Origin of the sequence: Blautia sp. AF34-10, assembly GCF_003477865.1 — a bacterium.
Classification (GTDB): Bacteria; Bacillota; Clostridia; order Lachnospirales; family Lachnospiraceae; genus Fusicatenibacter; species Fusicatenibacter saccharivorans.
In genome coordinates, this window is record NZ_QUED01000001.1 from 62,460 (window position 1) to 76,539 (window position 14,080).

General features: G+C 51.9%; 8 protein-coding genes and 4 pseudogenes. 1 reads left to right on the forward strand and 11 read right to left on the reverse strand.

The annotated features are described in order from the left end of the window. Position 1: 1 nt before the first annotated feature. The 10 genes and pseudogenes from DWZ60_RS17160 to DWZ60_RS00350 form a co-directional block, all read right to left on the reverse strand. Complete coding sequence (locus tag DWZ60_RS17160; RefSeq protein ID WP_158576257.1) at positions 2-166, reverse strand: hypothetical protein; 165 nt, start codon at positions 164-166, stop codon at positions 2-4. A 41-nt stretch (positions 167-207) separates the two neighbouring features. Next, a pseudogene (gene pknB, locus DWZ60_RS00310) lies at positions 208-2,267 on the reverse strand (Stk1 family PASTA domain-containing Ser/Thr kinase). Then, the gene (locus DWZ60_RS00315) at positions 2,261-3,004 is read right to left on the reverse strand and encodes a Stp1/IreP family PP2C-type Ser/Thr phosphatase (protein WP_022463152.1); all 744 of its coding nucleotides are present in this window, start codon (positions 3,002-3,004) and stop codon (positions 2,261-2,263) included. The pseudogene pknB and the gene DWZ60_RS00315 overlap by 7 nt, the downstream one beginning before the upstream one ends. 30 nt (positions 3,005-3,034) lie before the next feature. Next, positions 3,035-4,075 carry a 23S rRNA (adenine(2503)-C(2))-methyltransferase RlmN gene (gene rlmN, locus DWZ60_RS00320; RefSeq protein ID WP_055226967.1) on the reverse strand — a complete coding sequence of 347 codons (1,041 nt, stop codon included), beginning with the start codon at positions 4,073-4,075 and terminating at the stop codon, positions 3,035-3,037. Between the two features lie 3 nt (positions 4,076-4,078). Beyond that, positions 4,079-5,446: a 16S rRNA (cytosine(967)-C(5))-methyltransferase RsmB gene (gene rsmB, locus DWZ60_RS00325; RefSeq protein ID WP_306665733.1), complete on the reverse strand. Its 1,368-nt coding sequence runs from the start codon at positions 5,444-5,446 to the stop codon at positions 4,079-4,081. Beyond that, positions 5,436-6,131: a zinc metallopeptidase gene (locus DWZ60_RS00330; RefSeq protein ID WP_119221109.1), complete on the reverse strand. Its 696-nt coding sequence runs from the start codon at positions 6,129-6,131 to the stop codon at positions 5,436-5,438. The genes rsmB and DWZ60_RS00330 overlap by 11 nt, the downstream gene beginning before the upstream one ends. Positions 6,132-6,218: 87 nt before the next feature. Continuing rightward, positions 6,219-7,190: a methionyl-tRNA formyltransferase gene (gene fmt, locus DWZ60_RS00335; RefSeq protein WP_119189001.1), complete on the reverse strand. Its 972-nt coding sequence runs from the start codon at positions 7,188-7,190 to the stop codon at positions 6,219-6,221. A 27-nt stretch (positions 7,191-7,217) separates the two neighbouring features. Beyond that, complete coding sequence (def, locus tag DWZ60_RS00340) at positions 7,218-7,709, reverse strand: peptide deformylase (RefSeq protein WP_055219778.1); 492 nt, start codon at positions 7,707-7,709, stop codon at positions 7,218-7,220. Between the two features lie 63 nt (positions 7,710-7,772). Then, a pseudogene (gene priA, locus DWZ60_RS00345) lies at positions 7,773-10,000 on the reverse strand (replication restart helicase PriA). Beyond that, a pseudogene (locus DWZ60_RS00350) lies at positions 9,997-11,471 on the reverse strand (UDP-N-acetylmuramoyl-L-alanyl-D-glutamate--2,6-diaminopimelate ligase). The pseudogenes priA and DWZ60_RS00350 overlap by 4 nt, the downstream one beginning before the upstream one ends. Positions 11,472-11,668: 197 nt before the next feature. Between DWZ60_RS00350 and arcC the strand changes: the two are divergent. Continuing rightward, complete coding sequence (gene arcC / locus DWZ60_RS00355; RefSeq protein WP_022463144.1) at positions 11,669-12,598, forward strand: carbamate kinase; 930 nt, start codon at positions 11,669-11,671, stop codon at positions 12,596-12,598. Between the two features lie 76 nt (positions 12,599-12,674). On the opposite strand, the pseudogene DWZ60_RS00360 reads toward arcC, so the two are convergent. Then, positions 12,675-14,071, reverse strand: a pseudogene (locus DWZ60_RS00360) (glycine--tRNA ligase). Between the last annotated feature and the right edge of the window lie 9 nt (positions 14,072-14,080).

Consider the following 14,080-nt stretch of genomic DNA (forward strand, 5'->3'; position numbering starts at 1 on the left):
CTCACCCTTCACTCAACGGAACCGATGGGTACTGTGCAATTGCCTGATAACTTCCGCTCGAATCCATCTCATAGAAGACGATTCTTCCGGTAGAAGAAGCAGACGATGAAGCACTCCAGTTGGTGTTGACAGAATACGGCCAGCTCGTAATGGCCTGTCCGTCCATGATGGTGATGGAGGTCTCGTTTCCGTTTCCATCATCCTGGATCAGCTCAATTTTGCAATACCACCCTGATACTGATCCGGCGCACTTAAGGTCTGGCTGCAGGACCAGGTAACATCCGTAGCGGTATTTGCGCCCGGCTCGGCCGGTGTCGGGGTCGGTGTATTTTCATCCGGCGTTGTTGGCTGTGCACTTGGGCTGTTGACATAAATCGTAACGTCCGAACCTTTCTTCACTTTGGTTCCGATTGCCGGGTCAACCTCCATGACTTCACCCTCGGCCACCTTGCTGCTGGTTCCTGTTTTTACAATAATATTGAAATCGCTCAGGATTGATTTTGCAGTTTCCTCATCCAGACCGATAACATCACGGATTGCAATCTCTTCCGCATCCTGTGATCCCTTGCTGACAACGAGGGTAACGGTGGATTCCGGTGCAACCTGGCTTCCTTCGGCCGGATCAACGGAAATTACATATCCTTCGGCAACCGTATCGCTGAAATCCTCCGTGGTAGAAACCTGAAGTCCAAGCTGGGTCAGAGCAGCGCTTGCAGCGTCTTTCTGTGTTCCCACAATACCGGTCGGAATCGTTACGGTTTCTTTTCCGGAGCTTACATAATACGTAATCGTTGCATTTTTATCAACTTTCGTTCCCGGTGTCAGATCCTGACGGCAGATCTTTCCTGCCTCAATGACATCCGATGCCTCGGTTCCGCCATTGACTACGCCAAGCTTCAGGCTGTTTGCCAGTGTGGCTGCATCTGCCTCTGTTTTGTTTCTCAGATCCGGAACGGTTACTTTTTCCTCTTCTTTGCTGCTGGAAGAAACAACTTCCGTGCTGCTCGATGATGATGCAGAACCAGAAGAAGCTGCGGTCGGTCCTTTTCCGCCGACAATGCCGGCTGCCTGTGCGATGAAGTAGATCAGCATGCAGATGATGATGGCTGCAATCGCAAAACCGCCGATCGTAATGATCTTCTCAAGTTTGTTTCCGGCTTTGTCATCGTCATCCTCATCGTCGTAATAGGAATCGTCGTCATCCTCATCATAGGAATCGCGGTCATCCTCGTCTTCGTCCTCATCCTCTTCTTCTTCGTCCTCGTAGCTGTAATCTTCGTTCTCGTCCTCATCCTCGATCTTGCTGTAGCGCTTGCGGGCCGGCTCCTCTGCCGTCTGCGCATTTGCTTTTGCTGCTGCGCCGGAACGGATCTGGCTTAATTCCTCTGCGGATACCATAACGGTCTCGGCGTGGGAGCTTAACGGAGTTACTTTTACGAAGTTGCCCTGCGGCTCCATCAGCGAATGCTTCAGGTCATCGATCAGCTCCGCCATGTTGTTGTAACGGCGGTCCGGGCTCTTCTGGGTACATTTTAAGATGATCTGCTCCAGTGCGAACGGAAGGTTCGGGGTATATTTGGATGGAGATTCAATCTCCTCCTGTAGATGCTTGATTGCGATGGCAACGGTGGTGTCGCCGTCAAACGGCACTCTTCCGGTTACCATCTCGTACATGGTGATACCAAGGGAATAGATATCACTCTTATAGTCCGAATATCCGCCGCGCACCTGCTCCGGAGAGCTGTAATGTACGCTTCCCATAACGTTCGAACTGATCGTATTGGAAGAAGTTGCCTTTGCAATACCAAAGTCGGAAAGTTTTACTTTTCCGTCTGTGGAAATGATGATGTTCTGCGGTTTGACATCGCGGTGTACAATATTGCGGTTGTGTGCTGCTTCAAGACCAAGGGAAACCTGAATGGCGATGCTGGTCGCCTCTTTTACGCTCAGTTTTCCTTTGCGGTCAATGTAATCCTTCAGAGTAATTCCCTCGACAAGCTCCATGACGATATAGTAAACGCCGCGGTCCTCCCCGACATCGTACACGTTTACAATATTCGGATGGGACAGTCCTGCTGCGGCCTGTGCCTCCGTGCGGAACTTGCGGATAAAGGTTTTATCCTCCCGGAATTCCGGTTTTAAACCTTGACGGCCACCATGCGGTTCAGCTTGTGGTCTTTTGCTTTGTAGACATCAGCCATACCGCCGGAACCGATCCGGCTTATGATCTCATATCGTTCTCCTAAAATAACGCCCTCTTTTAACATTCTTTCACCTCGTTTGTAAATGGTTCAACGACAATGACTGCGATATTGTCTCTGCCGCCATTTGCATTTGCTTTATCAATTAAACGTTTCGCCTTGTCCTCACCGTCTTCTCGGCAGATGAGTTCGAAAATCTCCTCATCCGTTACCATGTTGGAAAGGCCGTCCGAGCACATCACCAATTGATTGCCCTCTTCAAGCTGAATGTCAAAGAAATCAATCTTTACGGTATCCTGTGTGCCTACTGCTCTGGTAATAATGTTTTTGTCCGGGTGATTCCGCGCCTGCTCGGGAGTGAGTTCTCCAAGGCGCACCATCTCTGCGATCAGGGAATGGTCCTGCGTCACCTGGTCAAACGTGCCATCTGCTGCCAGATACAGCCTGCTGTCTCCTACGTTTGCAACGTAGGCATAGTTGCCGACAACCGTAGCTACTACCATCGTCGTACCCATGCCTTCCATGGATATATCTCGTTTTGCCTGCTCAAAAATCTGGCTGTTTGCTGCTTCAATTCCATGCCGAATGATCCGCACCGGGTTGAAATTCGTATCTCTTTTTACAGATTCCACCAGTACAGAAACACCGTAACGCGAAGCAAAATCGCCCGCGTTATGGCCTCCCATGCCGTCTGCAACGACAAAGAGGTTCGGAAGGTTTCCGACCGGAGAGGCGGAGGCAAACACAAAATCCTGGTTCATCGTCCGTTTCTGTCCGATATCGGTTGCAGAAAATACCTTCATGCTTTTTCTCCTGTATTGACAGCCGCTTTTTTACGGCTGTTCGTTTGATTTATCAATAAAACTTTTTCTTAACTGTCCACAGGCTCCGTCAATATCAGCGCCCATTTCCCTTCTAATAGTAACATTAATTCCGTATTTTTCAAGTTTATTTTTGAAATTCTCTACGACTTTTTTCGTTGATTTCACGTAATCGCGCTCTTTGATCGGGTTGACCGGGATCAGATTTACATGACAGTTGATATCCGAAATCCGCGCGGAAAGCTCTTTTGCATCGGCTTCGCTGTCATTTTTCCCGCCAACGAGAGAGTACTCAAATGTAATCCGACGGCCTGTTTTTGCAAAGTAATTGCGGCATGCATCGAGAATTTCATCAATGGAATATTTATTGGCAATCGGCATCAGCTCGCGGCGCTTTTCATCGTTCGGCGCATGAAGGGAAAGTGCCAGGGTGATCTGGAGTCCCTCATCTGCCAATTTGTACATATTCGGCACGATTCCGCAGGTGGAAACGGTGATGTTTCTCTGGCTGATGTTGAGTCCTTCCTGGCTCGAAAGCAGCCGCACGAAGCGCACCAGATTGTCGTAGTTGTCCATCGGCTCACCCGTTCCCATGACAACCAGATTGGAGACCCGCTCCCCGGTGTCCTCCCAAATCCGGTAAATCTGGTCGAGCATCTCCGACGGAGTCAGGCACCGCACGAGTCCGCCGATTGTGGACGCGCAGAAGCGGCAGCCCATCCGGCAGCCGACCTGGGATGAGATGCAGACGGAATTTCCGTGGTGGTACTTCATCCAGACGCTCTCGATCACGTTGCCGTCGCTAAGGCGGAACAGGTATTTTCTCGTTCCGTCGATTTTGGACTCCTGCACCTGCACTTTTTCGAGACAGGTAAGCGGATACTGTTCCTTTAATTTTTCCCGGAAGGCAAGCGAGAGATTCGTCATCTCATCGTAGCTGCCCGCCAGACGATGATGCATCCAGTCGTATAACTGTTTGGCACGGAACGGCTTTTCTCCCATCTGCTGGCAGGCGTCCTTTAATTCGTCTAAGGTCATTGATTTAATATCCATCTGTTACGCCCGTCCTTCCTCTGTTTTCCGGAATTTTGCAAGGAAAAATCCGTCTGTCTTGTGTACCCCCGGGATCAGCTGCAACTGTCCTTTGGCCGTTTCTCCGCTTTTCAGCTCATCCGGCAGCAGTTCATCCAGACTGACTGCTTCAAACGGGAACTGTTCCAGAAACCATGCGGCATTCTCGCCGTTTTCTTTTCTGTTGACGGTACATGTGCTGTACAGCAGTGTGCCGCCCGGCTTTACGTACGATGCGGCATTTGCAAGGATTGCCCGCTGAATCCGTACCAGCTCCTCTTCTTTTTCTTTTGAAGCATAATATTTGATATCCGGCTTTCTGCCGATGACGCCGTATCCGGTGCACGGCAGGTCTGCAATCACAACGTCCGCTTTTCCGATCCATTCCGCATCGAGCTGTTCCGCATCTTTTACCTTCGGCACGACGCAGGAAACACCTGCTCTCTGCACATTTTCCCGGATCAGATCGACCTTGTATTCGGTGAGATCACGCGCTTCCACGCATCCCTGATTTCTCATTTTATCTGCTGCATGGAGGCTCTTTCCGCCCGGTGCCGCGCAGAGATCCAGCACCTGGTCACCCGGCTTTGGATCCGCCAGATGCGCCGCCATCATGGAGCTCACATCCTGAATCTGGAACCGGCCTTCCTGGAAGGCATTCAGTGATGCGATCGTCTCAAAGTTTTTCAAATAGAACGCCTCGCCAAGATACGGCGCTTTTTCCAGCTCTGCCCCCTGGCTTTCCAGGCTTTTCTTCGTCTCCTCGATCGTATTGTTCCAGCGGTTGATACGGATCGTCACCTGTTTTTCTTTCAGGAAATCCGCCATCATCGTTTCTGCCGTTTCTTTTCCGTACTGGGATACGAACTCCTCAACCAGAAATTCCGGCATGGAGTATTTCACGGAAAGATACTGCGTAGTATTGTTCTCCTTCGGCATCGGCAGATGATCTTTCTCCCGCACGATCGTGCGCAGAACGCCGTTGACAAAGCCCTTTAAGTTGTAAAAATGCTTCTTTTCCGCCAGTTTCACCGCCTCATTGACGACTGCCGAATCCGGTACTGCGTCAAGAAAACGGATCTGGTACACCGACATCCGTAAGATCGCACGAATCACCGGCTTGCATTTGTTGATCTTGATTTTGGAATACTGATTGATGATGTAGTCATTCTGGATGCCGTATTCCACGGTTCCCTCGCAGACCCGCTTGATAAACGCACGGTCCTGACGCGGCAGGAACTGGTATTTATCGAGGGCGTCCCTTACAGCAAGATGGCAGGGTGTTTTCTCCCTGTCCATCTCAAGCAGAATGTTCATAATCAGCTCTCTTGTATTGATTGTATCAGTCATCATTTCTCCTAAATGCTCCGGATAAAATCAGCAGCCGGAGCAGCTGCAGCAGAGAACCGATCACCGCTGCCACGTATGTCATGGCTGCAGCCCAGAGTACTTTCTTGACTCCATCGTGTTCCGTCTCTGTCACCATACCGCCCTCACTGAGCATTTTTAATGCTCTTCTCGACGCATCGAACTCGACCGGAAGTGTTACCACCTGGAATGCCAGTGCCAGCACAAACAGCCAGATCCCGGCTTTCACAAGCATCGGAAGGCTGAAAATCAGTCCGATCAGGAACAGCGGCCAGAAAAGCTGGGATCCAAGGTTCGCTGCCGGAACAATGGCGCTTCTTACTTTCAGCGGCACGTAATCCGTATTGTGCTGTACGGCATGGCCGCACTCATGCGCTGCGACGCCGATCGCTGCGACCGAGGTTGAATCGTAAACCGCATCCGATAAATTCACGGTTTTTGTCCGCGGATCATAGTGGTCGGTCAGTTTACCGGATACGTGGCGGACGGTCACATCGTAGATGCCGGCCTGATGCAGAATGCGCATCGCCGCCTCGCGTCCCGTCATGTCGCTGTACGAGCGGACGGTCTGATATTTGCTGAAAATCGTGTTCATGCGGGCGGATACCGCCATGGAAATCAGTGCGGCAAGAATCACCAGCAGATACGTACTGTCATAAAAAAGTCCCATATCGTTTTTCTCCTTTTTTTCTCAGGCACAGCAGCCATCACACCGCTGTGCCGTTCCCCGCCTCAACTTCAGGTTGCTTTTTCTCTTTTATTCGCCAAGTCTGGTACCCGGCTCGATCGCATAGCCGCGCAGGAAATCGGCGGCTTTCATCCGTTTCTTTCCTTCGAGCTGCAGCTCCTCGATCACCAGAATGCCGTCTCCCGTCTTTACATGGAGGCCTGTCTCATCTGCCACCCAGACTTTTCCGGCACTCTTCGTCGGATTCTGTCCCGGAATTTTCGAGAACAGATCGCCGCCGAACATGGCAATGACTTTGGCACCCCAGATTTTCAGATTCTTTCCGTTTACTTTTGTAAAAGCACTCGGCCACGGGCTCATCGCACGGATCTGACGTTCGATCTCAACGGCACTCTTCGTCCAGTCGATCTTTCCGTCTTCTTTTTTGATCATCCGCGCATACTCTGTGGTGCTTATCTCCGGCTGTTTTTCCGGTGTCACTTCGCCTTTTTCAAGTTTTGGAAGTGTCTCCACCAGAAGTTTTGCTCCGGCTGCGGCGAGCTTGTCAAAGAGACTGCCGCCGGTCTCATCTGCTGCAAGCGGAACTTCCACTTTCGTCAGCATATCGCCTGTGTCGAGGCCTTCATCCATCTTCATAATGGTTACGCCGCTCACTTCATCGCCGTTCATGACAGCCCACTGGATCGGCGCTGCTCCGCGGTAAGCCGGAAGCAGGGAGGCATGAACGTTGATGCATCCGTATTTCGGCATGTCCAAAATCTCTTTTGGAATAATCTGGCCGAATGCAACGACAACGATCACATCCGGCTCCATTTTCCGGATTTCCTCGATCGCCTCTGCATCCCGCACGCGGCGCGGCTGATAGACCGGAAGGCCGTGTTTTTCGGCTGCCTCTTTCACCGGTGTCGGCATCATCTGTTTTCCGCGGCCCTTCGGTTTGTCCGGCTGGGTCACAACGCCTGTGATCTCATAACCGGCCTCCACGAGTGCCTCAAGTGTTCCCACGGAGAAATCCGGGGTTCCCATAAATACCACTTTCATCTGAAGTCATCTCCTTTATTTTAAGACTTACTCTTCGTCCTCGTACTCCTCATACTCATCGTACGTGTTGTCCCAGAGTTCGCCTTCTACTTTTTCTGTATACATATGTCCGTCGAGGTGATCACACTCGTGGCAGATGCAGCGGGCAAGAAGTTCTGTTCCCTCCAGTTCAAACGGCTGCATGTCGCGGTCCAGCGCTCTTACCTTTACGTAATTCGGACGGGTTACTGTACCGGATTTTCCCGGAAGGCTTAAGCATCCTTCTGCTCCTGTCTGGCTTCCAGAAGTCTCCAGGATTTCCGGATTGATCAGAAGATGTGGGGTTCCATCCACATCCATGACTACGATTCTCTTTAAGATGCCGACCTGCGGTGCGGCAAGGCCGACACCGTTTGCCTCATACATGGTGTCAAACATGTCGTCGATCAGCTCGCTGATTCTTGGTGTCATCTTCTCCACCGGTCTGCATTTTTTCGTTAATACGCGGTCGCCTACGACTCTGATTTCTCTGATTGCCATAATTCTTTTCCTTTCTTTTGCTCTTCTATTATAAATAATCTATGTGTAAACAGTATGAAAAAACTAATACTTTCTGCTGAAGTCAAACTGTAAATAAACGGTACGGAAGCCTTTGTTAATCTCGATATACCGCTCCAGTTTTTCCCGCAGCCCTGCCAGCACCTCTTCCTGCGGCGCGCGTACATACACGGCCATGCGGTACAGGTCATTGATTTTCGACACTGCCTCACTTGCCGGGCCGATGATCTGGACTTCGCGGTTTCCCCGGATGCGGATGAGATATCTGCGAATGTATTCCATCGCCTGCGTCAGATGCGCTTCATCCTCCCCGGCTCCGTGGATCGCCAGAAGCTCCGCCGCCGGGGGATATCCCATCAGACGGCGGTAGTCCATTTCTTTCTCGTAAAATGTCCCGTAATCCTGCTCTGCCGCCGTCTGAATGCTGTAATGTTCGGATGGTACGTCTGAATGACTGCCATTCCCGGCTTTTCGCCTCTTCCGGCGCGGCCGACTGCCTGCGTCAGCAGCTGGAACGTACGCTCCCCGGCACGGTAATCGACTGCATTCAGGGAGAGATCCGCCGCCAGCGCTCCCACCAGCGTGACATTCGGGAAATCGTGGCCTTTTACGATCATCTGGGTTCCAATCAGGATATCGGCCTTCCCCGCCGCAAATGAGGACAGGATTTCTTCATAACTGTTTTTCGTTTTTGTCGTGTCGCCGTCCATCCTAAGAACGCGTGCCTTTGGAAACAGCTTTTTCACGTTTTGCTCGATCTGCTGTGTGCCGGCACGGAAGCCGCCGATGTACGGGGAACCGCACGACGGGCACGCATGTACCTGCGGTGTTTCATAACCGCAGTAATGGCAGACGAGCTTTCCGTTATTGTGTGCTGTCAGTGATACATCGCAGTGCGGGCATTTCATCACATGGCCGCATGCACGGCACGAGACGAAGCCCGCATAGCCTCTGCGGTTCAGAAACAGTACAACCTGTTCCTTTTTTTCAAGCCGTTTTTCGATCTCTTCCCGCAGTTTTCCGGACAGAATCGAACGGTTTCCCATCTGTAATTCTTCCCGCATATCCGCGATCCATACGGACGGAAGTGCTGCATTTCCGTACCGCGCATCCATCCGGAACAGCGCGTACGCTCCCGTCTCGCAGGCGTAAGAAGCATCCACCGACGGCGTTGCCGAACCCATCACCACATGGGCATGCTCCAGCCCGGCGCGGCGCACGGCGGTCTCCCTTGCATGGTAGCGCGGCGTCACTTCACTTTTATAGGAGGTTTCATGCTCCTCATCGATTACGATCAGCCCCAGATCCGGAAACGGTGCAAAGAGTGCGGAACGCGGACCGATCATAATACTGACCTCCCCGCGCCGCGCGCGCTCCATCTGGTCGGCGCGCTCGGACGGTGTCATCCGCGAGTTGACCACCGTGACCCTTGTTCCAAACCGTGCGCAGAACCGCTCCACGTTCTGATACGTCAGCGCAATCTCCGGGATCAACACGATCACCTGTTTTCCTTCTGAGAGCACTCGCTCCATCAGCTCCATATAGACGAGCGTTTTGCCGCTTCCCGTCACACCGCGGATCAGGCAGGGGCGGTTCTGTCCTTCCCATTCCTTTCGAATGCCGTCCACCACGGCCTGCTGCTGTTCGTTTGGTTTTCCCGCAGTTGTTCTTCCTGCCGCATCAGATACCGGATTTCTCCAGGTGCTCGTACGGCGGATTTCCAACACGCCCTGCTCTTCCATCACGTGCAGCGTATCTGCCGTGATTTTCAGTTTCTTGCTCACAACCGGCCCTGGAAGAACCGGCTGGGCCAGCAGCGCGTTTAAGAGACGGATTCTCGCTTTATAATTTTTCTTTCTGTAGTTTTCCAGCAGCTCCTCACATCTCGCAGGATCTGCAAGAAGCGCAATTTCGCGGGTTTCTTTCCCGCGCGCCTTTACTTTGACTGGAAGCACCGTCTTTAACGCCTGGATCATCGTCGATCCGTACGTATGACGCATCCACGCGGCGAGCGCGATGAGCTTCGTCTCTACGGTCGCCGCATCCTTTTGTACCGCGAGGATGGCCTTCATCCGGTCCTGCGGATATTTCGGCTCGTTTCCGACGGAAAGCACATAGCCGGTGATCGTGCGGTTTCCGTTTCCAAACGGAATCTGTACCGCCGTTCCCGGACTGATCTCCCCTGTCAGTTCCGGCGGAACCTTGTACTGAAAGGTCCGGTCCAGTTTTTCATTTGTGATGTCTACGATTACATCAGCGTAAACGCTGCTCATACATTCCCCTTACTTTCTTCCAGTATTTCCCGGATCAGCACGCGCTCATCCATCTCGTACCGTTTCCCCTTCCGGATCTGATACGTTTCGTGGCCTTTTCCCGCGAGCACCACGAGATCGCCCGGCTGCCGGTTTTCGATCACATACCGGATCGCCTCCTTACGGTCTGCAATCTCAACGAAAGCGCCTTCTGTTTTCCCGATTCCCGTCCGGATATCGTCCAGAATCGCCTGTGGTTCCTCATCCCGCGGATTGTCCGAGGTGATGACGGTCAGATCCGCCAGACGCCCCGACACCTCTCCCATCTGGAATCTCCGGTCCCGCGCGCGGTTTCCGCCGCAGCCGAAGAGACAGATCAGGCGCTTCGATGGTACTTCCGCAGTGTCTTTAACAGGCTTTCGAGGCTCATCGCATTGTGTGCGTAGTCAATGAGAAGCGTCATTTCCGGATACACCGGAACTGCCTCACACCGCCCACGGACGCGGACTGCGGAAAGTGCCTCCTGCATCGCCTTTTCCGGGATTCCCATCTGCGCGCAGACCGCAATGGCGGCAAGCGAGTTGGAAACGGAAAACAGACCCGGCAGATCTACCCGTACCGGAAAATCCGCTGCGCCCTGCACCCGGTATGAGACACCGAGCACGCCGGGCGCCTGATCGAGTGCTGCATCTGCTGCCATAAAATCAGCTTTTTCCCTGCATCCGAATGTCACCAGACGGCAGGTGCTCTGCCTTATGATCTCCGGAAACCTTTTGTCATCCCGGTTTACAATTCCGGTTCTGCAGGTGCGAAGCAGCTTCTTTTTGCAGGACAGATATTCTGCAAACGATGCATGCTCCCCGGCGCCGATGTGGTCGTTTCCAATGTTGGTGAACACACCGTAATCAAACGTAATTCCATCACACCGGTGCTGTTTTTCCGCCTGCGAGGAAACCTCCATCACAACATGGGTGCAGCCCTCCCGCATCATTTCAGAAAACAGCTTCTGCAGCACAACAGGCTCCGGCGTTGTATTTTCTGACGGAATGCTTTTTTCCCCGATCCTCGTCTCGATCGTTCCGATGAGTCCTGCGCGTATCCCTGCTTTTCGCAGGATTTCGTAAATCATATATGCAGTCGTCGTCTTTCCCTTCGTGCCGGTCACTCCGATTGTCACAAGGTGCTGCGCCGGATCGTCCTCCCAGGCACAGGAAAGCTGTGCGAGTGCTTCTCTGCTGTCCTTTACTACGAGTACGGTTACCTTTTCCGGAATCCCTTCCAGTTCCCGCTCCGCAACCAGAACAGCAGCGCCCCTCTCGACTGCTTCTTCTGCATATACGTGCCCGTCCATCCTGTTTCCGCGGATGCAGACAAACACGTTCTGCGGCTGTACTTTTCTGCTGTCGCATGTGATTCCTGTAACTTCCGCATCCAGACTGCCCTGCTGGAGCTGATATGCGATCCGTTTTTGTAACGTGCGCATGTTTTTCATGCCGGGACCTCCCTTTCACGTTTCAAATCCCTACGACTCAGATACTTTTATAGAATACCATAGTCCGAAAAACATTTCAATGTGCGCAATGTCGGTTTCTTCTTGATTTTTGCCTCCATAAACTTTATAATAGTTCTATATTGATGCCTGGTTTTTTCGTATCAAAATCTATGAACTGCAAAGAGAGGTATCTTCCAATGAAAAGAAAAAAAATAGTTGTTGCACTGGGACACAAAGCTCTTGGAACGACGCTGCCGGAACAGAAAGCAGCCGTAAAACGTTCCGCAAAAGTAATCGCAGATCTCGTTGCTGCCGGTGCTGATGTTGTCATCACCCACAGCAATGCGCCGCAGGTCGGCATGATCCACATGGCGATGAATGAATTCGGCAAAATGCACACCGACTACAGCGCAGCCCCGATGTCTGTCTGCTCCGCTATGAGCGAAGGCTACATCGGCTACGACCTGCAGAACGCCATCCGTGCTGAGCTTCTCCGCAGGGGAATCTTCAAAACCACATCCACGATTCTTACACAGGTTGAAGTAGATCCGTACGACGATGCCTTCAACAATCCGGTCAAACTGATCGGCCGTACGCTTACCAAAGAGGAGGCTGACGCAGAGGAAGAAAAAGGAAACTACGTAACGAAAACCGAGGACGGCTACCGCCGAATCGTTGCTGCTCCGAAGCCGCAGGATATCGTAGAGATCGACTCCATCCGTCTTCTTCTCGATGCCGGACAGGTTGTCATCGCAGCAGGCGGCGGCGGAATCCCGGTTCTCCCACAGAATGAAGAGTTAAAGGGTGCATCCGCAGTCATCGAAAAAGACCTCACCAGCGGCCTGATGGCAGAAATGCTGAACGCAGACATGCTGATGATCCTGACCAGCGTGGAAAACGTTTCCATCAACTACGGTACCCCGGACGAAAAACCGCTGGAGCACATCACCGTTGCTGACGCGAAGAAATACATCGCAGAAGGCCAGTTCGGAGAAAACTCCATGCTGCCGAAGATGGAAGCAGCTGTTTCTTTCCTCGAGAAAGGCATCGGCCGTACCGCAGTCATCACTTCCATTGATTCCGCACTCGCCGGATTCCAGGGAAAAACAGGTACGATTATTGAGTAATACAAAGTATACAAAAAAGGATTCCCTCGAGTGGGAATCCTTTTTTTCTACTCTTTTTCCGGACTAAAAAGCCAGATTAGAAAGTAAATTTATCTGCAAAGTAAGCATCGAGATCCTCAATTTTAATTCTCTCCTGCTCCATGGTGTCACGGTCACGGACGGTAACAGCACCATCGGTCTCGGAATCGAAGTCGTAGGTGATGCAGTACGGAGTACCGATCTCATCCTGACGGCGATACCGTTTTCCGATATTTCCACGGTCATCAAACTCGCAGTTGTATTTCTTGGACAGCTCTGCAAAGACTTTCTCAGCGCCCTCGTTCAGCTCTTGGAAAGCGGAAGCACACCGATTTTTACCGGTGCCAGTGCCGGATGGAAATGCATCACGGTACGAACATCATTCTTCTCTGCGTCGAGAACTTCCTCGTCATAAGCGCTGCACAGGAATGCCAGAACGACACGGTCAGCACCAAGAGACGGCTCGATAACATACGGGATGTATTTCTCGTTCTTCTCTGGATCGAAATAGGTCATATCCTGTCCGGATACATTCTGATGCTGAGTCAGGTCGTAATCGGTACGGTCTGCGATTCCCCACAGCTCGCCCCATCCGAACGGGAACAGGAACTCGATATCGGTTGTTCCCTTGCTGTAGAAGCACAGCTCTTCCGGAGAATGGTCTCTTGCACGCATCTCTTCGTCTTTCATGCCGAGGCTCTTCAGCCAGTTGATGCAGAAGCCTCTCCAGTACTGGAACCAGTCAAGATCGGTGCCAGGCTCGCAGAAGAACTCCAGCTCCATCTGCTCGAACTCACGGGTACGGAAGGTGAAGTTACCCGGTGTAATCTCGTTACGGAAAGATTTACCGATCTGACCGATTCCGAACGGAATTTTCTTTCTGGAAGTACGCTGTACGTTTTTGAAGTTTACGAAGATACCCTGTGCAGTCTCCGGACGAAGATATACGGTGTTCTTCGCATCCTCTGTAACACCCTGGAAGGTTTTGAACATCAGGTTGAACTGACGGATATCGGTAAAATTATGTTTTCCGCAGGACGGACACGGAATCTGATGCTCCTCGATGAAGTTCTTCATCTCTTCCTGGGACCATGCGTCTACACTGCCGCCTTCGATTTCAATGCCTTTTTCCTCGCAGAAGTCTTCGATCAGCTTGTCTGCACGGAAACGCTCGTGGCACTCTTTACAGTCCATCAGAGGATCGGAAAATCCGCCGAGATGACCGGAAGCTACCCATGTCTGCGGGTTCATCAGGATCGCGCAGTCAACACCTACGTTGTGCGGGCTCTCCATCACGAATTTCTGCCACCATGCTTTTTTCACGTTGTTTTTCAGCTCAACACCGAGCGGGCCGTAATCCCAGGTATTTGCCAGGCCGCCGTAAATTTCGGAACCCGGATATACAAAACCTCTGGATTTTGCTACTGCCACAATTTTGTCCATTGTCTTTTCCATAGTTAGTTA

What these genes read in the sequence shown, in the direction of transcription:
- DWZ60_RS00330 (WP_119221109.1), bottom strand. Translation starts at nt 6,131, where the DNA reads ATGGGACTTTTTTATGACAGTACGTATCTGCTGGTGATTCTTGCCGCA.
- def (WP_055219778.1), bottom strand. Translation starts at nt 7,709, where the DNA reads ATGGCAATCAGAGAAATCAGAGTCGTAGGCGACCGCGTATTAACGAAA.
- DWZ60_RS00315 (WP_022463152.1), bottom strand. Translation starts at nt 3,004, where the DNA reads ATGAAGGTATTTTCTGCAACCGATATCGGACAGAAACGGACGATGAAC.
- rlmN (WP_055226967.1), bottom strand. Translation starts at nt 4,075, where the DNA reads ATGGATATTAAATCAATGACCTTAGACGAATTAAAGGACGCCTGCCAG.
- arcC (WP_022463144.1), top strand. Translation starts at nt 11,669, where the DNA reads ATGAAAAGAAAAAAAATAGTTGTTGCACTGGGACACAAAGCTCTTGGA.
- fmt (WP_119189001.1), bottom strand. Translation starts at nt 7,190, where the DNA reads ATGAAAGTGGTATTTATGGGAACCCCGGATTTCTCCGTGGGAACACTT.
- rsmB (WP_306665733.1), bottom strand. Translation starts at nt 5,446, where the DNA reads ATGATGACTGATACAATCAATACAAGAGAGCTGATTATGAACATTCTG.
- DWZ60_RS17160 (WP_158576257.1), bottom strand. Translation starts at nt 166, where the DNA reads ATGGACGGACAGGCCATTACGAGCTGGCCGTATTCTGTCAACACCAAC.